The following is a 22,910-nucleotide window of genomic DNA, read 5'->3' as shown; positions in this document are numbered from 1 at the left end:
GGCGGCGAGCCCGACGCAACGAGAGGGGATGCACGCAACTGTTCCTGTCACGATATCTGAAGATGCCTCATCCCTTCAAGTCCGGCACGCTGAGACGTACGCTCGTCATCTATTTGCTGATCGCCTGTCTGTTTCCGCCGATTCTGTTTTCGGCCTACACGTATTCGTCGCTTCACTCCATCCTGACCGGCAAGATCCGCAGCGGCATCGACGCGAGCCTCAAGCAGGAGGCGACGGGGATGGAGAACATGCTGAACGACCTGGACTTCGTCTCCAAGCAATTCGCGCTGGACGGGCGGCTGGCCGAGCTGGTCAACCGTTATCTGAAGACGAGCCAGACCTACGATAAAGCGGAGATCAAGCAGGATATCGAGGACAGCTTGAATCTGGTCAACTTCACAAGCCCGAACGTGGGACTCACCGTGTACTACATGCCGAAGGCCGCGGAGCCGGTACTTTTCAATAACCTTCCTGTAGCGGAAGGCTTCTCGATCGAGAACCTGCCGCCGTTCGTGCAGTACAAGGGCGCCGTTTTCCATGGACCGCACCGCACCCAGTACAAGAACAGCGACAATACGGTCATCTCGTCCCTGCGCGTCGTGCGTACGGAGCAGCAGACGCCGGTTTACATTTATTTGGAATCGAATTACAATCTGTTCCGCAAAATTTTAAACAGCGCGCTGTATGGCATGAAGGTATCGCATTACGTGTTCGACGAGGAGGGCGACGCGCTGTACGCAGACGACGGCGACCCGCCGCTCGATCCGAAGCAGCTGCGCTACGAAGAGATCGCCGCCTCGGACGGCGGGCCTTATCGCGGCTATTACCTGTTCGGCTACGAGAGCCCGCAGGGCTGGAAGCTGATGACGGCCGTCAGCAAAAACGAATTCAACCGGGAGATCAACGACTGGTTCCGACGGCTGGCGCTGTTGTTCGCGTTCGCATTCGGACTCGCGATCGTGCTCGCCATGCTCGTCTGGCGCAAGGTATACGGGTCTATCCGGAAGGTGAACCGCGAGATCGTCCGCATGACCCGTGACCGGGAAGCGCCGGTCCAGTATATGAAGGTGGAGGAGTTCGATCAGCTATTAGGCAGCTTCCAGCATATGAAGACGACGGTCAACGGGCTGATCCAGGAGATCGGCCAGAACGAGCGGGCGAAGTACCAGCTGGAGACGGAGAAGCTGCTGAGCCAGATCAACCCGCATTTTCTGCACAACACGCTGAATACGGTGCAATGGGTCGCCAGAGCGGGCGGTCAGGAGGAGATCGACCGGATCGTAACGCTGCTCGTCCAGGTGCTTCAATACAATATGGGGAAAAACAGCCTGATCGTCACCGTCGGGCAGGAGCTCGAGGCGCTGCGCCATTATATTGAGCTGCAAAGCTATCGCTACGAGGACGAGCTGACCTTCAGCATTGACGTTGAGCCCGGCACGGAGCGGGTTGCGATGCCGCGCTTCCTGCTGCAGCCGCTCGTAGAGAACGCGATCTACCACGGACAGAGCGAGGAAGGCGGGGAGATCCGCATCGTCGTCGAGCGTGAGCAGGACGCGCCGGGCATGCTGACGCTCCGGGTCACCGACAACGGTCCGGGCATGAACGAGGAGACGCTTGCCGCGCTGCTCGAGGACGAGGGGGCCTCCCGCAGAGGGATGGGCATCGGCCTCAAGTACGTCAAGCGGCTGCTGGAGAGCTACTACGGCAGCGGCGACTTGCTGCGCATTCGCAGCGCGCCCGGAGAGGGAACGACGCTGTCCGTGCATATACCGATTCGAAGCGAGGTGGAGCTCTATGATCAAAGCGCTTGTCGTTGACGACGAAAAACGCGTGCGCCGCGGATTCATCGCGCTGCCCGACTGGTCCGCCTACGGCATCTCCATCGTCGGCGAGGCGAAGGACGGGGCGTCCGCGCTGACGCTGCTCGGCGAGCTCGAGGTCGACATGATGTTCGTCGATATCGGGATGCCCGGCATGTCGGGCTTCGAGCTGATCGACCAGGCCCGGAGCCGCTATCCGAAGACGAGGGCCGTCATCCTGACCTGCTACCATGAGTTCGACTACGTGCAGGAGGCGCTGCGGCTTGGCGCAATCGACTACATCGTCAAGACGCTGCTGAACAAGAGCAACGTGGACGAAACGCTGCAGCGCATCGTGAAGCGCTTCGAATGGGAGCGGCGCCAGACGACAGGGACGGCGCAGCGTCCGTTCGAGTCTGCGATGGTGCTGGCGCCCAAGGGACGCGCGGCAAGGGACGAGACGCCGCCGGCAAGTCTGGCGGCCGAGAGCAAGCCGCGCCGTCTGGAAGGCGGGCTGTGGATCTGGACCGCGGAGGCTGAGCAGGCCGAGGCATGGCTGCGCGAGCTGCCGGCGCATGTCGCAGGCAGATGGCAGGCGGCGCTCGTGACTGCCGGGGAGCACGACCGCGTCTCGGCGCGGGAGGCGGAGCGCACGATTGCGGAGCGGCTGCCGGTCCATCTGTTCTATCGCGGCGGCGAAGCGGCGGATCGCGCGGTCGCGCTGAGCGAGCTCAAGGCCGATGCGGGGCCGGCGCCGGCCGAGCTGGAAGCTGCGTTCGCGGAGTGGTCCGAATGCCGCTGGCTGCTGTACGGCGAGGACTGGCGCAAGTTCGCCGCGCGGGTCGAGCAGTGGCAGGTCGATCCGGCTCGCTTGCAGGAGTGGCTTCGTTCGCTCGCGGTCGAAGGGGCGTCGTATCTGGGATGGCGCGGCGGTGCGGGAGACGAGGAAGGGCTGGCGGACGTTCTCGGGGACCCGGAGACGCTGAACGATTGGAAGCAGTGGAAAAGCTGGCTGTCCGCCGCCGCGCTTCTCACCCAGCAGCGGCTTGCGGAGCTGTCGCTGTCGCGGGAGGTGTTCGGCAGCCTCATCCGCGCCGTCCTCTATATGAAGAGCAACGCCGGCCGCGATCTCAACCAGGACGAAGTGGCGCGGCGCATCGGCATGAGCCGCAGCTATTTCAGCCAGTGCTTCAAGAAGTTCGCGTCCGGCGAAGCGTTCGGAGACGCGCTTCGCAAGCTTCGGCTGACGGCGGCGAAGGAGCTGCTGGTCGGGACGGACCTGCCCATTCGCGACATCGCGGGCCGCGTCGGCTTCGAGGACGACAAGTACTTCAGCCGCTTGTTCCGCGACCGAACGGGACTGCTCCCTTCCGAATACCGGAGCGCGGGCCAGGAGCTGCACGAAGGAGGCCGTCCGTGAACGGCGCCGCGAAGTCGCAAAGCAAAGCACGCATGGCCGGAGAGGCCGCAAGCGGTGTTGGCGCCGCCGGGGCGCCCGGGATTGCGGCCGTACCGAAGAAGCAGAGCATGGCACGCTTCGCCGAAGAGAGCCAGAGGGGCGTGCGCAACGGCGGGGCGCCCGGGATTGCGGCGCTATCGAAGATCGCCTGCGCGTTGGCGGTCTGCGCGCTGTCGTTGACCGCCTGCTTCGGCGGCGCCGGGAGCAAGGCCAAGGACGAGGCGAGCGCAAGCGTCGATCCGGCCGACCGTCAGGCGTTCGCCAAGTACGAGACGCCGGTCACGCTGCGCATTCCGCATCAATATTCGGATATCGTCCTGCCCGAGGGCGACACGAGCGAGAACAACTTCGTTAGCCGGTATCTCGGCGAGCAGACGGGCATCTCGATCAAGTACGCCTGGGAGACGCCGAGCGGCGTGCAGTATGCGGCCACGATGAACTACGCGATCCGCAGCGGCGACTTGCCGGACGCGTTCGTCGTCGACCGGCAGCAGTTCCGCGAGCTGACGCAGGCCGGCGAGCTGGCCGATCTTACGCAGACCTACGGCGAGTATGCGTCCACCCTCGTCAAGTCGATCTATGACGCGACCGGCGGCAAGGCGCTTCAGGAGGCATCGATAGACGGACGCCTGTACGGGCTGCCGAACGTCGCGATCGAGGCGGACGCGCCGACGTACCTGTGGGTGCGCCAGGACTGGCTGGACAAGCTGAGCCTCGCAGCGCCGAAGACGCTGGACGATATCGCCAAGATCGCGAAGGCGTTCCGGCAGATCGATCCGGACGGCAACGGCAAAGCGGATACGGTCGGCATCCCGGTCGATCGGGGGATGGTCTACGGGGAGAAGACCGGCAACAACGGGCTGAATGGTGTCTTCGCGGCCTTCGGCGCTTATCCGCGCAAGTGGATCGCCGGTTCGGACGGCCGGCCCGTATACGGTTCGGTCCAGCGCGAGGCCAAGGATGCCCTCAAGCTGCTCGCCGCGTGGTTCAAGGAAGGCGTGCTGGACCAGCAGTTCATGCTGCGGCAGGATTCGCAAGACCTGGTGACGGAGAACAAGACGGGCATCTTTTTCGGACCATGGTGGGCGCCGTATTACCCGTTGTCCAAGTCCATCTCGCAAGATACGAAGGCGGATTGGCGGGCTTATGCCGTACCGGTGGACGAGACGGGGCGGTTCAACGTGAGCGAATCGCCGGTCACCGACCGCTATCTGGTCGTTCGCAAGGGCTACGAGCATCCCGAAGCCGCGCTCAAGCTGCTGAATGTGTTCACGCGGATCGAGCGCAATCAGGACCCGGGAGCCAAAGGGCTGCTGGCGGTGACCGAGCAGTTGGACACGCAGCTCCGCAATTATTATCCGTTCGACCTGCTGCTCGACTATCCGGATGCGATCGCCCAGCGGCACGACCGCTTGACGCAGGCGCTGAACGGCGACCTCGATCCCGAGCAGCTGGACCAGGAGACGAAACGCTTGTACGAGGATTCGTTGACCGAGCGGGATTATCCGTTGAAAAACCTGGACGCCTGGGCCAGCTCTACGGCTTATCGGCTGTGGGGCGGCGTCGGGCAGGCGGAGACGGTCAAGGTGGGGAGCTTCTTCGCGGATCCGCCGCCGTCGCTCGCGACGATGTGGACGAACTTGCAGAGTCTCGAGGCCGAGACGTACGCGAAGATCATCACGGGCGAGCTGCCGCTGTCGGCGTTCGACGACTATGCGCAGCGCTGGCACGCGGATGGCGGCGACAAGATGACCGAGGCGGTGCGGGAGGCGAACCGCGGGTAGGGCGCGGACGCAGGCCCGTGCCGGACTGATATAAAAGCCTCCCGAAGGCGGCAGGAACCACTAACCATTCATCCGCGCGGCGAGCTTCCGCAGCGCGGCCGACGGCTCGGCGTCCAATTCGGCGCCGAGCCTTTCTGCGTATTGCGTATAGTGCCGGTGGAAAAGGGCCGATTCGCCGAGCTCGGCGAGCAGTTCAAGCAGCTCTTCGTTCACTTCTTCGTCGAGCGGGGACTCGGACAAGTAGGCGAACATGAGCGACTTGGCCAGCGAAGGGGCGCTTTTCCGCAGTTTGGCGGCAAACCTTCTCGTCAGCGCGGCCTGCTGCGAGGCAACCTCCACAGCGAGGCCGGCGCTCCAGGCGTAATCCTTGCCGGCGAATAATTCTCCCTTGACCAGCATGAGCACCCGTTCGTGCGCTTCGCGGGCGACCGCCACCGTGTCCGGCTCGCTTCCGCCATATTCCCTCAGCAGCTGTAGGTCCGAGAGCCCGGCTTGCGCACGGAAGCGGTATCCCTGATTGCCGTGCGCGAGCTCGATGCCGACGCCGGCGGTCTTGAGCGACTTTTTGAGGCGGTATACCGTATTGTGCAAATTGTGCAGCGCCCGCTCTTCATCCAGCTCGGGCCAGAGTAAATCGGCCAGCTGCCATTTCCCGTGAAGCCGGTCAGGATAGGCGAGCAGGTAGGCGAACAGCTCCTCCGTCTTGCGGGTAGGCCAGCTCATCGGACGCCCGTCCGCGCCGCGCGTCTCGAACGTTCCCAGACAGCGTACTGCGGGGGCCTTCCCCGAGGGAGCGGCGGACTTCAGCGCCGAACGAATCTCTTGACTGCGCCCGAAGCGAAGGGCGACGCGCGCGAGGTCGTCGGGCGTCACCGGCTTCAGCAAATAATCGACGGCGCTGACCCGGAAGGCTTCGACCGCATACGCCGGATAAGCCGTCGTAAAGGCGACCTGCAGCTCCCCGTCGATCGCCTTGAGTTTTTCCGCCAGCGCGATGCCGCCCATTTTGGGCATCTCGACGTCGAGGAACGCGGCGTCCGGCCTCGTCTCGGCGAAGCGTTCGAGCGCTTCGAACGGGCTCGTATAAGCGCCGACGAGTTCCAGCATGGGATGGCGGCCGATGAGCAAAGTCATCAGCTCTAGCGTCGGTTTTTCGTCTTCGACGACGATGACGCGTATCATGGGCTATTTCTCCTTTTTTTCGGCAGAAACAAAGTGACCGTCGTTCCTTGCTCGAGCTTCGATTCGATCAGCAGGCTCGTGCCCGGCATGGCCGCCAGACGCCGCCGGACGTTCACGATGCCGATACCCGCGCCTTCCGGCGGGTCGCCCGTGCGAAGCCGGTACAGCAGGTCGTCCGCCATGCCGACGCCGTCGTCCGCGATCTCGCAACGAATATAGCCGTCGCCGTCCGCGATCGCGAGCGTCACCGTTCCGGGACCGTCCTTGTCGAACAAGCCATGCCGGATGGCGTTCTCGACGAACGGTTGTATCGCAAGCGAGGGGATCGTCTCCGCCTCGAGCCCCGGATCGCACACAAGCCGGAAGCGCAGACGCTCTCCGAAGCGGGCCCGCTCGATCTCGACATAGGCGCCGATCAGCTCCAGCTCGATGCCGAGCGGCACGTCCGCCGTCCGCTGGTCCCGCTGGAACACGATGCGCAGATAGCGGCTCAGCTTCGAGAGCAGATGCGCGGCTTTTTCGCCGTCCGTATAGCAGAAGGAGACGATGCTGCTGATCGCATTGTACAAAAAGTGCGGTTTGATCTGCGCCTGCAGGAAGGCGATCTCGCTGCGCAGCGCCCGGTCCATGGACTGCTTCATGGACAGCAGGGTACGGACCCGCGCCGTCAGCGTCCGCGGATCGAACGGCTTGGCGATAAAGTCGTTGCCGCCGGCGCGGAAGCACAACTCGATATCGTGCAGGGAGTCCTTCGCCGTAGCGAACAACACGGGCAGCTCCATCGCCGGGAACCGCTCCCGGACGATCCGGCAGAGCTCGAGCCCCGACATTTCGGGCATCATCACGTCGAGAATCAACAGATCCACGCGCGCCGCCCGATCCAGCTTGGCCAGCGCCTCGCCTGCCGAGAGCGCAGCCAGTACGTTGTATTGCTCGCCGAGCAGGTTGAGCAGCACCCTGACGTTGGCCGGCTCGTCGTCGACGACGAGCACAGTCTGCGCCCGCAGGCCGTCTACAATGTCGAGCGTCGCCGGCGCGAAGCGAACGGGCGGCTCCGCCGCGGCCGCCGCCTCGATCGTCGCCCCGTCCGGCACCTCCGGCGCTGCGGCGGCCGGCAGCGTAAACGACATCCGCGTGCCCTGCCCTGGCGCGGACCGCTCCACGCCAATCGTCCCGCCCATCCGTTCGATGAGCTGGCGGCTGATATAGAGTCCGAGCCCCATGCCGGTGTAGCCGTCGTGGCTCGGCGCCGTCTCTCCCTGCTCGAAGTAACCGAAGATCGCCTCGTGATTCTCCTTTGGTATGCCGACCCCCGTATCCTCCACCCACACTTTGACCAGCTCGCCTTCCGCGGCAGCGCCGATCTCGATTCGACCCTGCCGCGTGTGCTTGATCGCGTTGTGGATCAGGTTGTACAGCACCTGACGTACCCGGTTCTCGTCGGCCTGCAAGCAGGTGCCCGGCGGAATGGCGTTCTCCCAGCGGACATCCTTGCCGGCCAGTTCGTACTCCAGCACCTGATGCGCCGTACGCGCGGCGACGCGAAGATCGAGTACGGTTTTTTTAAGCTGGAAGTCGCCGTGCTTAAGCCGCACGACGTCTACCAGATCGTTCACCAGGCTTCCCAGCTTCGTGGACGTGTCCTGAATCAGCGACAGCTCGCCCCGCTGCCGGTCCGTGAGCGCGCCCGCCTTGCCGTCCAGCAAGTAGGCGGTCATGTTCTGGATGCCGTGCAGCGGTGTCTTCAGCTCGTGCGAGGTCTGGGCCAGAAACTCGTCCTTGAGCTTGTCCCGCAGAATCAGCTGCTCCGTCAACTGCTCGGTACGTCCCGTAGCGTGGACGAGGCGAAGCGCGAGCAGCGCGTTCATGAAAGAGATGACCGAGAGAAAGGAGATGCGGCGGATGAGATCCGTCTCCAGCATGCCAAGCGAGTAGAACAGGCCGGACACGTCGATCGCGACGATGGAGAGGATCATGCCGGCGAGCAGCGCCGTCTCTTTGCGGTCCAACTGTCCGTCCTGCCGGAAAAGGTGACGTATCGCCCGGAACAGATAATAGGATACGAGCAGCAAAACGTAGTTCCATGGCCAGTTGCCGGCGTAGGAAAACAAGCGCGAGGGCAGTACGAGCGCCGCGAGGATCGTCAGCGCCAGCGGCGCCGATGCGATCGCCAGCTGTTTTCGCGGCAGCAGCCGGCGGTCCAGGGAGTGGAGGAACAAGCCGAGCACGACGATGTTGCCGAAGCCGCCGACGCTGTATATTTTCCGCGATGCCTCGTAGGAGAAGCTGGGGAACAGCTGCAGCGCCAGTTTATCCCCGTCCATCACGATCAGGGCGAGCAGCGTGAGAAAGTAAAGCGCACTGTACAGATAAGCCCTGTCCTGCGGCCGCAGCGCGTAAATATTCAGGTGGTACCCCGCGAACAGAAGGAGGATAAATAGACCCGAAAATTCCACTGCGAACTGGATATGGCCTTTGAATTGCATTGCGTCTTGAAGGCCGAGCTGCATGTCGTCGAAGCCGCCCTTGGACGAATAGCTGTCGTTGGCCACTTGTAGCACCACGTCGAGCTCGCGCTCTCCTGTCCGGATGAACGTCGTGTACGGCTTGTTGCCCGGCACGTACGTATTCGCGTCGGCAGCGGGGACGCCTCCGCTGCCGACGGGCTCGCCGTTCACGTACAGCCGATGCGCCCGGTTCACGTTGGATACCCGAATGCCGTACCCGCTCTCCGTCCCGCCCAGCAGTACCTTCAGCCTGTAAGTGCCAAGGCGAGCTCCGCTTGCCGGATCCGGCGCTTTGCCGCCTCCCCAGGCGTTCGGAATTCGAATATAGGTGTCAGGCCGGGCTGCGGATACGCCCTTTAGATCATCGGGCGTAAGCAGACGATCCGCGTAATAAGCCCATTCCCCGTCGAGATTGACGAGCCCGCGCGCGCCCAGATCCCAGTCGCTCAGGTCGAGCGACCCGCGGACGGCCTTGGGCGCGTCCCGGTTCGGCACCGTGAATTGATACATCCAGGTCAATATGGCAAAGGACAGCAGCGGAATGATCGTCATTCCCAGCGTTATGTAGAAGATTTTCTTGTCTCTGCCCGCTTTCCCGCGTCCCATCGTCATCCCGTCCTCGCCCCGCCTGCACTCGTCTACCCGATAGCTTACAATTCTGCGCTCCCAAAACGCTCTCAACGCTATTATGGCAAATCTCTCTTTCTTTTGGGAGCGATTTGTGAGCGGCCGGTGCTATCTTCGACAAATGCAGACAAACGTCCGAATCGGACGAAAAGGAGAGATTTCGTTCATGAACGGAAAGAAGAGATCCCGGCCGCTGCTCGCGGGCCTTGCGCTCGCGCTGCTCTTGCAGCTTGCGGCCGGATTTGGGACGGCGGAGAAGGCCGCCGCTTCGACCGGCCGAGCGTGGCAGGCCGTCGGCGGCGCGCTGCCCGTCGACGGCCCGCGGAGCTACAAGCTGGCCGCTTCAGAACGCGGACTTTACATGTCGTACTTGACGTCCGGCAACGGCTTGTCGGTCTATCAGCTGGCGGGGGGGAGCTGGGAGCTTGATAGCGAAGATACGTATGCGATTGAAAATGTATGGGATTATGATCTGTTCGTCACGGCCAGGGGCAGGCCGTATATCGCTTATGAGGATCGGGTCGACGGCAACAAGATCGCCGTCGCGTCGCCGGACGGCAGCGGCTCTTGGCAGAAGCTCGGAGGCACGATCCCGCAGGGCGCCTCCGATGAGCCGCCTGGCATCGCGGTCGATTCGCAACGCGGCATCAGCATCGTCTACAGAGACAAGAACAACGGCGATGCTGCAACGGTGCGCAAAATGGAAGACGGCGTCTGGAGCGAGCCCGAAGTCATATCGGGCAACAACGGCTTCCGGCCCGCGATCGCGATCGACGAATCCGATCGGACGTTCGTCGTCTACGGCAACGGCGCCAGCGGATACTACGAGCCGGTCGTCAAGTCCCGCGAAGCGAACGAGCCGTGGAGTTCAACCGGACTATCTACTTACATCAGCGGAAATTCCTACACGCTGAAGCCGGCTCTGCATGGCGAATTGTTTTTGTATTATAACGGAGGCAACGGCACCAACAATCAAAATTACGTGTGGAAATGGACGCAGGCCGAAGGATGGAGCCTGATCGGCCAATTCGCAGGATTCGACGGCGCGATGAATGTCGACCCGACGGACGGCCGGCCCGTCGTCGCGTACAGGGAGACGCGCGATCCCGGAGGAAGCGTGCATGTCGTCAAGTGGGACGGCTCGGCATGGCCCGCTCTGGGCGCGCTGTCGCTGCAGGACAATTCCTGGTATATGCCGTTGTCGCTCGCCGTCGGCCCGGACGGAACGCCCTACGTGGCCTATGTATCGGCAGACGACGAGCTTCGGGTCGCCGGATATATGGACACGACGCCGCCGTCGCTTATCGGTACGCTGCCTGCGGACGGAAGCGAGGACTTCGCCGAGGACGGTACGCTGGAGCTGACCTTCGACGAAGCGGTGAGGGGCGTGGCCGGTAAAAAGATCGTCGTATGCGACGAAAAGGCCGTCTGCGAACAGATCGACGCCTCCGACGTCCGCGTTCAGGCGAACGGGGAAACGGTCAAGATCGCCCCGGACGGCAAATGGCGCGAAGGCGCGACGCTGATCGCGACGATCGAGGCAGGCGCGTTCGCCGACAGGAGCGGCAATGCATACGCCGGATTGTCCGGCGGATGGCGCTTCACCGTAGCCGCCCGTCCTCCTCTTCTTACCGAGCGCGCTCCCGCAGGCGTCGGCAGCGCGTCCAACAGGCCGCTCTATATGCTGAAGTTCGACGAAAAAACGGTGCCTGACGACGGCTATATGACGGTGTACCGCGCGTCCGACGACGCCGAGATCGATCGCATCCATGTGACCTCAAGCAGCACGGTGCTGCTGGACGAATGGCTGGTCGTCTCGGGCAACGCGGAGCTGCCGCTTGACGGCGCAAGCTATTACGTGCTGATCGACGGCGACGCATTCAAGGATGAGGCAGGCATCGCGTTCGCGGGAATCGCGGATAAAACGGCGTGGACGTTCTCCCCGTTTAACGAGAATGCGCCTCGCGTGTACACGATGACACCAGTCGCCAATTCGACGGGAGCGAGGGGCGTCGCCGCGCTGCAGCTGACCTTCGACAAGGCGGTCAGGTCCGTCGAGGGGAAATCGATCCGGGTCTACGTCAAAAACGGAAGCGGCCCCGATACGCTGTTCGCCGAGGTGGATGCGTCGAAGACCGCGATCGACGGGGTAAAAGCGACGATAAACTTGCCCGGCCGGCTGCCTGCGCAGTCAACCGTCTACGTGCTCGTCGATCCGGGCGCGTTCGAGGATCAGGAGGGGAATCCCTTCGCGGGTTATGAGAACGATCAGGGCTGGCGCTTCGATACGGCGGCAGCAGTCGCGCCCGAGGCGCCGTCGTTAAGCGTCGTACACGTCGGGGACCAGCAGGCCGAGATCGAATTCCTGTCGGGCGACGACGGCGGCAGCACGGTTACCGGATACGTCGTGATGGTCATACTCCCCGATCAGAATGACCGGATCTTGAAAACCGTGGAAGGCGAAGGCAGTCCAATCGTCGTCACCGGACTGTCCAACGGGTATGCGTACACGTTTAAAGTGCAGGCGAAAAACGCCGTGGGCCTGTCGGATTACTCGTTGCCGTCGGCACGGGCGGTGGCGAGCGGCAAGCCCGTGCCGCCGCTTGTATCGGCGAATCCGCTAGACGGCGGCGCGTCCGTGGACGTGCTGCCCAGCTGGGAAAACGGAGCAGCGGTTACGCGCTATCAGATCACCGTTTACGACGAGGACGGCGGGTATATCAGGGACCTTTATCTTGACCCTGACGGTGAAGGCAATCTCCTGCCGGCGATCATTGACGGGCTGACGAACGGGACGGCCTACAAGTTCTCCGCCAGGGCATTGAATGCGAACGGCTGGTCCGCCGAATCGGACTTGACGGATCCGGTCGTCCCATTAGGCAAGCCGGGAATTCCGCGGAGCGTCGTGGCTGTGCCGGGCAAGGGAAGCGCTACGGTCACGTTCGAAGCGCCCGAGGCGGACGGAGGCACGCCGGTCGTCGCTTACCGGATCCGCGCGATGAAGGACGGCGCGGAGGTTTCTGCCAGAACCATCGCTCCTGACAAACGTTCGGGCACTATTGGCGGACTGGAAAAGGGCGTTTCCTATACGGTCGAGGTGGCGGCCGGAAATAACATCGGATTGTCCGACTTTGCCGCAGCCGCGCCTGTCGTTCCTTACGGCTCGCCCGATGCGCCGACGGAGGTGACCGCGGCTGCCGGAGACACCTCCGCGGAGATAAGCTTTGTCCCCGGACAGCTGTATGGAGGAACGCAGGCAAGCTACGAGGTCACCGCCTGGGACGGCATCGAGCAAGCCGGCCGGGCGACGGGCGATTCGAGCACTGTCACCGTTTCGAATCTGACGAATGGGCGCACCTACACGTTTACCGTGATGTCGAAGACGGAGTACGGCGAGTCGTCGCCTTCGGCACCATCGAACGCGGTGACGCCGACGGCGCCGATCGTGCCGGATACGTCCACGGTGCCGGATGCGCCGACCGGAGTAAGCGCGTCGGCAGGCGATGCATCGGCGACGGTGTCGTTCTCAGCGCCTTCGAACGACGGCGGCAAGCCGATCGCGGGCTACAAGGTGACGGCATGGTCGAACGGCGCGGAAGCGAAGACGGTCGAGAGCCCAGGTACGGCGGCTGACGGCAGGATCGCCGTCGCTGTGACGGGTCTCGCGAACGGCACGGCGTACACGTTCACGGTGAAGGCCGTGAACGTGAAGGGAGCATCGCAACCTTCGGCCGCCTCCAACACCGTTACGCCCTTAAGCGCATCTAATGGCGGAGACGATGGAGGCCCCGGGCCGGACTCCGGTTCTGGCCCAAGCCCAAGCCCAAGCCCAAGTCCAAGCCCAGGACCTGGTCAAACAAGCGGAAATCTGCCGGACAAGGGGATCGCTTACATCGGCGGCTATCCCGACGGCCTTTTCAGACCCAATGCCGGCCTTACTCGCGCAGAGATGGCTGTCATTTTAACCAAGCTGTTCGGCAACGTCGTCGATGCCGGCGCCGAAGCGCATTTCCAGGACGTTCCTGAGACGCATTGGGCATCGCAGGCAATTGCCCAAGCTGCGAAGCACGGTTGGATGAGCGGCTATCCTGACGGGAAATTCCGACCCGACGCTGCGCTGACCAGGGCAGAGATGGTCGTACTCCTGCATAAACTCGGAATGAAGAGCGCGCAGCAGGCCGGTACCGGCTTTACCGATATTCAAGGCCACTGGGCCGAATCCGCCATTGTTCAAGCGCAAGCCTCCGGCATTATCGGGGGTTATGCGGACGGCAAGTTCCTCCCTGACCGGCCGCTGACGCGAGCGGAGGCGGTCACGATCTTGAACAAAGTGCTTGGGCGTCAAGACGATCGGTCGCCCGCGCCGCTTTATTTCGACGTTACCGCGGCACATTGGGCATACGGCGCGATCCAGGCCGCATCCCGTACCGAATAGGCGCGGCCATTCCGTTTTATGGAAATCGATCTTCATTGTCCGCATGCGGTCGATGAAGATCTTCTTTTTCAAGAGACAGCTTGCGTCCCGATGCGCTATACTGTGTTAATGAGCGATTACGCCGATGGAGGTGTGTTTATGGCAATCGATAAATGCGGAGGCGTAGCGACGCCGAGATGGTTCGGTTACGCGCTGCAGTCCCTCGTTTACTTGGCCCATCACGCCGACCGGGACGATCGCTGTCCGAGCGGCGAGATCGCGGGCAACTGCGCGACGGAGGCGACGCTTATGCGGCGCATTCTCTCGCGTTTGGCCAGGGCGCAGATCGTCGGCGCGCGCGAGGGCAGGGAAGGCGGATACTTCCTCCTTAAGCCGCCTGAGGCGATCACGCTCGGCGAGGTATACCGGGCGCTCGAGATCGCGGAGCCGCTGCACAGCGGTATGCTGGACAGCGCGGACGACTGCACGGCGCTCGGCTCGGGCATGAAGGAGGCGTTCGGCGACGTCATTCGCGAGACCGAGCGCAGGATGATGGAGGTGCTCGACGGCCGTACGATCGCGGACATGATCGGGCAGGTATTCGGGCAGAAGGTATAATTCGCGGGCGGCGGTGCCGCCCTTTATATTTTGCTTAAAAGGTCGAGGCAGCGCGAACATGTCCTACACGTGCGAACAACTGGCTGAAGCTTTCGAAGGCGCGAACCTGTCCGTTCACGGCGTTTACCGCACGACCCTCGCAGCCGATTCGGCATATACGGATCACATAGAGCGGCCAACTCAGCTCGAGAATCGGCTGCTCATGTCCGCTCGCGCGGTCAAACAAGGTCCAGCTTCGCAAATGGTGAGCGAGACGCTCAAGCTGATTCATGCGCACAATGCGGAACCGATCACCCTTCACCGGCTGGCGGAGCGGCATGGGCTTGTGCTTGGGCCAAAGTAATTTTCGGCGCAGTTCCGCAAGTATCTGGGAATGGGGCCGATCGATCGCAGAACCGGCGTTAAGGTCATTTCGGATGCGCTGGCGGGCGCGGCTCGATAAAGACAAGGCGGACCGCTTCGGTTATACTGGCAGAAGACGGCAGAATCGGGAGCTCCGGCTGGTGCTGGGGCAGATGTCCGGATCGGGCGGCCCGCGCGTTCTGACCGTGTGCATGCGCAGAAGCCGGCGGGAGGGCGATTGGATTGTTGAAGGGAATTCCGGCGATATTGTCGCCAGAGCTGCTTAAGATTTTGATGGAAATGGGGCACGGCGACGAGATCGTGCTGGGCGACGGGAACTTCCCCGCGGCCAGCCACGCGCAGCGCCTCGTGCGCTGCGACGGCCACGGTGTTCCTGAACTGCTCGACGCGGTGCTGAAGCTGATGCCGCTCGACCAGTACTCGGCGCGGCCGGCCGCCCTCATGCAGATCGTGCCAGGCGATACGGTCGAGACGCCGATCTGGGGCCGCTACGGCGAGATTATCCGCGATCGGTCCGGTCTGACCGAGCCGTTCGAGGAAGTCGAGCGATTCGCGTTTTACGAGCGGGCGAAGCAAGCTTACGCAATCGTGGCGACGGGCGAAGGCGCGCTGTACGCCAACATCATTCTCAAAAAAGGCGTCATCACGGCCGAATAGCCGCAAACAGGCATGACGAACCGAAAAAGCTGGATACTTCTCTTTGCGCCTATGGCGGCAGGAGAGGGTACCCGGCTTTTTTTGTGCATAACTCTGAAGAGAAACACAAGCGATTTGCGGCGGCAAGGAAGCGTCTTGGTGCTGCAGGCTAGAAACAAAATCGGTCCGCGGCTGATTCAAGCCGACCGCAGCCGCTTGAAAAACGCGGCGATCGCGGTCTCCGCGGCCCCCATGACTGCGGAGCGGTCGCCGAGCTCGGCGAAGAGCAGCCGGATGCCGCGCAGATGGAAGTTCAGCGCACGGGCTTCGGTCGTGCGGCTCATCGCCTCCTCGAGCCAAGGCCGCGCGCGGCTCATCGTATTGCCGATGACGACGGCTTCGGGATTAAAGACGTTAACGATGTTGGCGATGCCCACGCCAAGCGACTCGCCGATGCCGGCGAACAGCGCGCGCGCTTGTTCGTCGCCGTCTTCGGCAAGCGCGAGCAGGCTGTCCAGCGTGCCTTCGCCGATGCCGGCCTCCGACGCGCGGGCGAGCAGCGCCTGCTCAGAGGCGTACAGCTCCCAGCAGCCCCGGTTGCCGCAGCGGCAAGGCGGCCCGCTGGCCTCGATGGACAGATGTCCGAGTTCCCCGGAGAAGCCCGCCGCCCCCTTATAAAGCTCCTTTTGCAAAATAAGCCCGGTCCCGATGCCCATGCCGACGCTCACGTAAATCATGCTGCCGATGCCGCGCCCGCTGCCGAACTTGCGCTCGCCGATGGCCCCGACGTTGGCTTCGTTGTCGATGAGCACGGGAATGCCGAACGCCCGGTTCAGCGCGTCCTGCAGCGGAACGTCCCGCCAGCCGAGGTTGGGCGCATACAGCACGGCGCCGCCCCGGTCCACGAGCCCGGGTACGCCGACGCCGATGCCGACGACGCCGAACGCGCTCTCCGGCGCCTCGTCCACGAGCGCCTGGATAAAGGGACGCAATATGCCGAATACTTCATCCGGCGATGTCTTGGACAGCTGCGCCGTACGTTCGACCGCGACGTTGCCCCGCAAATCCGTCAACACGCCGCGCACATAGTTGACGCCGAGATCGACGCCGACGGCGTAGCCCGACTCCGCCACGAATTCCAGCAGAACCGGCTTGCGCCCGCCGCTGGACTGTCCCGTCCCGATCTCGCGGACCAGGCCGCTGTCGATGAGATCCTGGACGAGGCTGGACACGGTCGCCTTGTTGAGGCCCGTGAGCGCGGAAATGTCCGCGCGCGACAGCGGTGCCCCCTGCAGCACCGATTCGAGCACGATGGCGGTATTCATTCTTTTGATGAGCGCTTGATCTCCTGTCGGGGTCTTCATGCGGCATGCGGCTCCTTCGCGCGGGGCGATTCCGATTTACGCGTCGTTCTTTCGTCCCATTAATCGTTAACGTCATCATAGCATAAAACTTAGTTTAGCCAATAGACAAACTAAGTTTCGGGTGCTATGCTTAACTCAGCTTGTAAACGAATTCAACAACTTTACATCCTTAAGGAGGCATACCGTAATTATGAGCCTGTTCTCGAATGTGCCGCAAATCAAGTACGAAGGCCGCAAGTCCGACAATCCGTTCGCATTCAAACACTATAACGCCAGCGAGGTCGTCCTTGGAAAAACGATGGAGGAGCACCTGCGCTTCGCCGTCGCCTACTGGCACACGTTCAACGCCAACGGCACCGATCCGTTCGGCGCCGGCACGGCGGTCCGCAGCTGGGATTCTCTGTCTCCGCTCGACCGGGCCAAGGTTCGCGTCGAAGCGAACTTCGAGCTGCTCGAAAAGCTGGGCGTACCGTTCTACGCGTTCCACGACGCCGACATCGCGCCCGAAGGCGCTTCGCTCGCCGAGACGAACAAGAACATCGACGTCATCGTAGCGAAGCTGAAGGAATTCCAACAGTCCACCGGCAAAAAGCTGCTTTGGAACACGGCCAACCTGTTCACGAACCCGCGCTACGTATTCGGCGCCGCGACGAGCAACAATGCGGACGTATTCGCTTACTCCGCCGCGACGATCAAGAAGATGCTCGAAGTCGGCAAGGAGCTGAACGGCGAAAACTACGTCTTCTGGGGCGGCCGCGAAGGCTACGAGTCGCTGCTGAACACGGATATGGGCCTCGAGCTGGACAACCTGGCCCGCATGCTGCATATGGCTGTCGACTATGCCAAGGAGATCGGGTTCGGGGCGCAATTCCTGATCGAGCCGAAGCCGAAGGAGCCGACCAAGCACCAGTACGACTTCGACTCCGCGACGACGCTCAGCTTCCTGCGCAAGTACGGTCTGAAGGACCACTTCAAGCTGAACATCGAAGCGAACCACGCCACGCTGGCCGGCCACACGTTCGAGCACGAGCTCCGCGTCGCCCGCCTGGACGGCGCGCTCGGCTCGATCGACGCCAACCAAGGCGATTACCTGCTCGGCTGGGACACGGACGAATTCCCGACGGATCTGTACTCGACGACGCTGGCCATGTTCGAAATCCTCAAAAACGAAGGCGGCATCGGCAAGGGCGGCGTCAACTTCGACGCCAAGGTTCGCCGCACTTCCTTCGAGGACGACGATCTGTTCTTCGCGCACATCGCGGGTATGGATTCGTTCGCGCACGGCCTGAAGGCCGCCGCCAAGCTGATCGAGAACAAGACGCTGGACGCCATCGTCGACGGCCGCTACGCAAGCTACGGCGAAGGCATCGGCGCCGAGATCGTCGCGGGCAAGCATACCCTCGCGTCGCTCGAAGCCTACGTGCTGAGCGGGCAGAAGCCGATCGTAAACCGTTCCGGCCGTCTGGAGCAGATTCGCCAAGCGGTGAACGAGGTTATTTTCAGCGTATAAAGCTTAGCAAGCTTATAAGCAATCGAAGGAGACGGGCCTAACATGAACTATGTCATCGGCATCGATCTCGGCACGAGCGCCGTCAAGGCGCTCCTCGTCGGGCAGGACGGAGCGGTGGCTGCCGAGGCTTCCCGCGAATACCCGCTGTACCACGAGCGCTCGGGCTGGAGCGAACAGGATCCGGAGGATTGGGTCCGCGCGACGATCGAGGTCCTGAAGGAGCTAGGCGAAAAGACGGCGGCCGCGGGCGGCAGCATCGACGGCATCAGCTTCTCCGGCCAGATGCACGGCCTCGTGCTGCTGGACGGGGACCGCAAGCCGCTGCGCAGGGCGATCCTCTGGAACGACACGCGCACGACGGAACAATGCCGCGAGATCGAGCGCACGCTCGGCCAGTCGCTGCTCAGCCTGACCCGCAACCCGGCGCTTGAGGGCTTCACGCTCCCGAAGCTGCTGTGGGTGCGCGAGCATGAGCCGGAGCTGTACGACAAGGCAGAATCGTTTCTGCTGCCCAAGGATTACGTGCGCTACCGACTGACCGGTGCCGTGCACATGGATCTCTCCGACGCGGCGGGCACGCTGATGCTGGACGTTGCGGATCGCGTGTGGAGCCAGGAAGTGCTGGCGGCATTCGGTATCCCCGCCTCCTTCTGTCCGCCGCTCGTCGAGTCGGTCGCAGAGACGGGTACGCTGGACGATGCTGCGGCGCGCAAGACCGGCCTGCCCGCCTCGACGCGCGTGTTCGCAGGCGGCGCCGACAATGCCTGCGGCGCAATCGGCGCCGGCATCCTGAAGCCGGGCCTGACGCTGTGCAGCATCGGAACATCGGGGGTCGTGCTCACGCATGAGCCGGACGCGTCGGCCGATTATGCCGGCAAAGTCCACTTCTTCAACCACGGCAAACCCGGCGCGTTTTATGCAATGGGCGTGACGCTGGCGGCGGGCTATTCCTTAAGCTGGTTCCGCAACACGTTCGCGGCCGGCGAGCCCTACGAACGGCTGCTCGCGGGCATCGGCGACATCGCGCCGGGAGCCGGCGGCCTGCTGTACACGCCTTATCTGGTCGGCGAACGGACGCCGCACGCCGATGCGGTCATCCGGGCGAGCTTCGTCGGCATGGACGGCTCGCACACGCGGACGCATTTTGCGCGGGCGGTGCTTGAAGGCATCACGTTCTCGCTGAACGAGTCGGTCGACGTTTTCCGTCAAGCCGGCAAGTCGGTCACGAAGGTCGTCTCCATCGGAGGCGGGGCGAAAAATCCGGACTGGCTGCAAATGCAGGCGGACGTGTTCGATGCGGAGGTCGTGCGGCTTGAGAGCGAGCAGGGACCGGGTCTAGGGGCCGCGATGCTGGCGGCGACGGGCGCCGGCTGGTACGGCAGCCTGGAGGCGTGCGCGGACGCGTTCGTCAAACACGCGGCCACGTATGTGCCGGACGCTGCGCGGGCGCGCCGCTACGGCGAGCTGTTCGACATCTATCGGGACGTGTACGACGCCACGAAGCCGCTGAACGAAGCGCTGCAGCCTTTCCGAATCTGAGGGTGCGGTGATAAGATAGACGGGAGGAGCTTGTCTTTGCGGACGGGTGCCTCCCTATAGTGAGAGAGTCCCTCGTATGATCCGGCCGGTAACCGGATGAGGGGCTCTTTGGCGTGGATTTGCACATTCGAACGGAGCCGGAACGACGCCGGTCGTCCGCAACTCTCGGCTTTGCGCCTCGTAGTTATTGGTAGACGAGGTCAAGATGCAAAGGTGGGGTTCGATGAACGGCGAAGAATGGCTGATGCGAGCCGCGATCGAAGCGGCGGGATACGAGCAGGGCAAGGCGGTGCTTCGGGACGTGGCGATCGAGGTGAAGCGGGGAGAGCGCGTCGGCTTGCTCGGGCCGAACGGCGCAGGCAAGAGCACGGTGATGAAGGGCTTGCTCGGACAGCTGCCGTATTGGGTGGCGAATGTCGAATGGCGAGGAGCTTCAGGCGAGAATAACGTAGGGTCGGGAGGCGTCATGAATAGCAGACTTGCGTACATTCCGGAGCAGCCGATCCTCTACGAGCGCTTCACGCTGTGGGAGCATCTGCAGTTAGCCGCAGCGGTGTGCGGCATTTCGGAAGAGCGGCTCGCCGAGCGGGCGGAGGGGCTGCTGGCCAGATTTCGCCTGGGGCATGTGAGGGACGATTATCCAATCAAGTTCTCGAAGGGCATGCAGCAAAAAACGATGCTCGTAGCCGCCTTCTTGCTCGAACCGAGCGTATATCTCGTGGACGAGCCGTTCATCGGGCTCGATCCCGCCGCGGTCATCGAGCTGCTGGAGGCGCTCGACGAGGAACGTGCCCGTGGCGCAGGCGTGCTGCTCACGACGCACGTTCTGGACTCGGCGGAGCGGCTGTGCGACCGTTTTGTGCTCGTACATGAAGGAAGCGCGGCGGCGTCGGGGACGGTAGCCGATATTCGGGCGGCGGCAGGCATGTCCGACGGTACGCCGCTGTTCGATTGTTTTCACAGCCTGACTCGGGCGGCGGAGGGATTATGAAGCCGGATGGAGGCAGGGTCGGACGGCTTCGTGGGAAAAGCGGGCCGGCGAAGCTGGCAGCGGGCCGCTGCGGCGCCTTTTGGCTCAAATCGATCCGCGCCTGGCGCCTGACGCTCGACTGGACCGTGCTGCTCTACCTCGTTGTTCCTGCATTATGGGTCGCCGGAGGGATGTACCTGGATCTGCTGCGGCATCCGCCGGACTGGATCGGCCGAGTGCCCATGCAGATGCCGATCGTCGTGTTGGCGATCATCATGGTGCGCGGCAGATTGCGGACCTTCGCGGAGTATGGCGACGGGCTGTTCCTGCGCTCGAACGGCGGGTGGGTGAAGGGTATGACGATGGCCGGCCTTTGTTATACGCTGGTCGCCCGCATGGCCGTGTCGGGAGCGGGTGCGGGATTGCTGCTGCCGCTGCTGTCGCACGCGACGGGCTGGGGCTTCGGCGCTGGCGCCGCCCTCGCGTTGGCCGCCGGCTTGATGGGCTTCGTCTGGGCTGTCATCCGCGACGCGGCGGAGCGGAGATGGCATGGCCTGAGGCGCGTGCTGGCCGTCTACGGCTTGCGAGCCGCGTTTGTCGCAGCGTGGATTCCTGCGGCGGCATGGGGGATGCGCGGGGACGAGCCGATTGCAGCTGCAGCGGCGTTTGCCTTGCTGGCAGCGATCTGCGCTTGGGTTGGCTGGCGCCGTGCGGGGCTCACGGGCGCGTTCGCGCACGAGCTTGAGGCGGAGCGGCAAGCCTATGCGGACAACGTCGGCTGGGTGCTGATGGACACGGAGCAGGCGAGTAGACCGCCTGCGGGGCGCAGGCCCTGGGTGCTGCGCAATTCCCGGCCGCTGCTGAAGCGACGCGACGAGGCGGCTCGCGTCGCCGAGCTGTGGCTGCGCGCCATGCTGCGAGAGGCGGGAACGATGCGCTTATTGCTTCAATTTGCTGCGCTCGGCATCGTGGCGATCTGGCTGTCTCCGCTCTGGCTGGCGGCAATCGCCTGGCTCGGCATGTGCGCGCTGCTGATCTTGTGGTTCAACGGCTTGTGGGGCAAGTGGGAAACGGAGCGTTATATGGGATTGTACGATTGGCGAAAGGAGCTTCGGAGCGAAGGGCGGGAAATCGGACGATCGCTGCTGCTCCGTCCGATCGCGCTGGCGTGGTGCGCGATTCTCGGCTTGCATGCCGGATGGATGTACGGGGGGCTGTGGTGGCTCGCGGTCGTGCTGCTCCCTGCTGTGGGCTATCCGTTGCTGAGCCGCATGAATCGCACGGCAACCGATATGTTCTTTGCCCGGCGGGCGGGGAGGTCGCGGCAGGATACTGAGGCACCTACATGAACGCGGCTGCGGGCGGATATGCTACAGACATTCCACCGCTAACCGAGAAGAGGAGATTTTCAAATGGCTTATAGAGCACTGATGTTTCAGTTTCCGGACGAAGGCAGCGCGCACAAGGCATGCGGAACGCTGGACGAGCTGGGGTACGAGCCGCAGCCGCACGGCTTCGGCAGGCTTCACATTCATGTCGACGGCGATAATCTCGCAAGCGCCCTGGAAATCGCCCAAAGCCACGGCGGCGAGCTGTTGTCCGAAGCGCCGGCCGTCGATGAGGAGCTTACGGCGAACGCATACGCGCTGGACGAGCTGCAGATTCCCGCGCACACCGTGAACGAGGACTGGGATCCGGCATACTTCGGCACCGAACCGGATGAGGCTGCACCGGGGAGCGCATACGAAGGTGCGCCGGCTCGGCTCGGCGAAGAAGTGGCGGACGACGGCAGCTACAATCATTTCGAGGCATACTAGAGAGAGCAGCAGCTGATTTCCGAGGCGACATTTTGGAAAATAAACGCGACTTGCGGCGTCCCCCCTTCCTCTGCTATTGGTAGCGAAACGACGAGGACGAGAACAGTTGCACGCAAAAACCGTGTAACTGCCGCTGAATTCGCAGTCGATAGCGCCGGTGCCCGGAAAAACCGTGTAACTGTCGCTGAAATCGCAGTCAATAGCGCCGGTGCACGGAAAAATCTTGTAATTGTCGCGGCAACCGCAGCCGGGAGCAGAATTGCACGGAAAAACCGTGTAACTCTGTGCTAATAAAGCTCGTAAAGGCACTAACGCCGCTCC

Annotated in this window: 15 protein-coding genes; 12 read left to right on the top strand and 3 right to left on the bottom strand. The window is 63.1% G+C overall.

Annotated elements, in window-relative coordinates:
- Nucleotides 1-62 precede the first annotated feature (62 nt).
- The 3 genes from KB449_RS25450 to KB449_RS25440 are packed head-to-tail and all read left to right on the top strand — an operon-like array spanning nt 63 to nt 5,042.
- Nucleotides 63-1,817, top strand: coding sequence for a sensor histidine kinase (locus tag KB449_RS25450; protein WP_282911046.1), 1,755 nt, complete (start codon nt 63-65; stop codon nt 1,815-1,817).
- A complete protein-coding gene (locus tag KB449_RS25445; protein WP_282911045.1) occupies nt 1,795-3,219 on the top strand; it encodes a response regulator transcription factor in 1,425 nt (474 codons plus the stop codon). Before KB449_RS25450 ends, KB449_RS25445 begins: the two co-directional genes overlap by 23 nt.
- A complete protein-coding gene (locus KB449_RS25440) occupies nt 3,216-5,042 on the top strand; it encodes an extracellular solute-binding protein (RefSeq protein WP_282911044.1) in 1,827 nt (608 codons plus the stop codon). Before KB449_RS25445 ends, KB449_RS25440 begins: the two co-directional genes overlap by 4 nt.
- A 60-nt stretch (nt 5,043-5,102) precedes the next feature.
- Here KB449_RS25440 and KB449_RS25435 read toward each other — a convergent pair whose 3' ends face one another.
- Together KB449_RS25435 and KB449_RS25430 are read right to left on the bottom strand one after the other, a co-directional pair.
- Nucleotides 5,103-6,224 (bottom strand): response regulator, encoded by a 1,122-nt coding sequence (locus tag KB449_RS25435; RefSeq protein ID WP_282911043.1) that lies wholly within the window; start codon nt 6,222-6,224, stop codon nt 5,103-5,105.
- Nucleotides 6,221-9,337, bottom strand: a complete 3,117-nt coding sequence (locus tag KB449_RS25430; RefSeq protein ID WP_282911042.1) for a hybrid sensor histidine kinase/response regulator — start codon at nt 9,335-9,337, stop codon at nt 6,221-6,223. Before KB449_RS25430 ends, KB449_RS25435 begins: the two co-directional genes overlap by 4 nt.
- A gap of 187 nt (nt 9,338-9,524) precedes the next feature.
- On the opposite strand from KB449_RS25430, the gene KB449_RS25425 reads away from it, so the two are divergent.
- The 4 genes from KB449_RS25425 (at nt 9,525) to KB449_RS25410 (ending at nt 15,410) form a co-directional block, all read left to right on the top strand.
- Nucleotides 9,525-13,793 carry a fibronectin type III domain-containing protein gene (locus tag KB449_RS25425; RefSeq protein WP_282911041.1) on the top strand — a complete coding sequence of 1,423 codons (4,269 nt, stop codon included), beginning with the start codon at nt 9,525-9,527 and terminating at the stop codon, nt 13,791-13,793.
- A 138-nt stretch (nt 13,794-13,931) separates the two neighbouring features.
- Nucleotides 13,932-14,390, top strand: coding sequence for an RrF2 family transcriptional regulator (locus KB449_RS25420; protein WP_090109055.1), 459 nt, complete (start codon nt 13,932-13,934; stop codon nt 14,388-14,390).
- Between the two features lie 58 nt (nt 14,391-14,448).
- Nucleotides 14,449-14,733, top strand: coding sequence for a hypothetical protein (locus KB449_RS25415; protein ID WP_282911040.1), 285 nt, complete (start codon nt 14,449-14,451; stop codon nt 14,731-14,733).
- Nucleotides 14,734-14,975: 242 nt separating this feature from the next.
- A complete protein-coding gene (locus KB449_RS25410) occupies nt 14,976-15,410 on the top strand; it encodes an RbsD/FucU family protein (protein WP_282911039.1) in 435 nt (144 codons plus the stop codon).
- 176 nt (nt 15,411-15,586) lie between these two features.
- On the opposite strand, the gene KB449_RS25405 is transcribed toward KB449_RS25410, so the two are convergent.
- Complete coding sequence (locus KB449_RS25405) at nt 15,587-16,753, bottom strand: ROK family transcriptional regulator (protein WP_282911038.1); 1,167 nt, start codon at nt 16,751-16,753, stop codon at nt 15,587-15,589.
- 190 nt (nt 16,754-16,943) lie between these two features.
- Between KB449_RS25405 and xylA the strand changes: the two genes are divergently transcribed.
- The 5 genes from xylA (at nt 16,944) to KB449_RS25380 (ending at nt 22,589) form a co-directional block, all read left to right on the top strand.
- Entirely contained in the window at nt 16,944-18,263 is a 1,320-nt protein-coding gene (gene xylA / locus KB449_RS25400) for a xylose isomerase (RefSeq protein ID WP_282911037.1), read from the top strand.
- Nucleotides 18,264-18,305: 42 nt separating this feature from the next.
- Nucleotides 18,306-19,802, top strand: coding sequence for a xylulokinase (gene xylB / locus KB449_RS25395; RefSeq protein ID WP_282911036.1), 1,497 nt, complete (start codon nt 18,306-18,308; stop codon nt 19,800-19,802).
- A gap of 223 nt (nt 19,803-20,025) precedes the next feature.
- A complete protein-coding gene (locus KB449_RS25390; protein ID WP_282911035.1) occupies nt 20,026-20,793 on the top strand; it encodes an ABC transporter ATP-binding protein in 768 nt (255 codons plus the stop codon).
- Complete coding sequence (locus tag KB449_RS25385) at nt 20,790-22,121, top strand: ABC transporter permease (RefSeq protein ID WP_282911034.1); 1,332 nt, start codon at nt 20,790-20,792, stop codon at nt 22,119-22,121. The genes KB449_RS25390 and KB449_RS25385 overlap by 4 nt, the downstream gene beginning before the upstream one ends.
- Nucleotides 22,122-22,184: 63 nt before the next feature.
- Nucleotides 22,185-22,589, top strand: a complete 405-nt coding sequence (locus KB449_RS25380; protein ID WP_282911033.1) for a hypothetical protein — start codon at nt 22,185-22,187, stop codon at nt 22,587-22,589.
- The last annotated feature ends 321 nt before the right edge of the window (nt 22,590-22,910 follow it).

The organism is Cohnella hashimotonis (assembly GCF_030014955.1).
Classification (GTDB): Bacteria; Bacillota; Bacilli; order Paenibacillales; family Paenibacillaceae; genus Cohnella; species Cohnella hashimotonis.
This window is presented reverse-complemented; position numbering and strand designations above follow the sequence as displayed.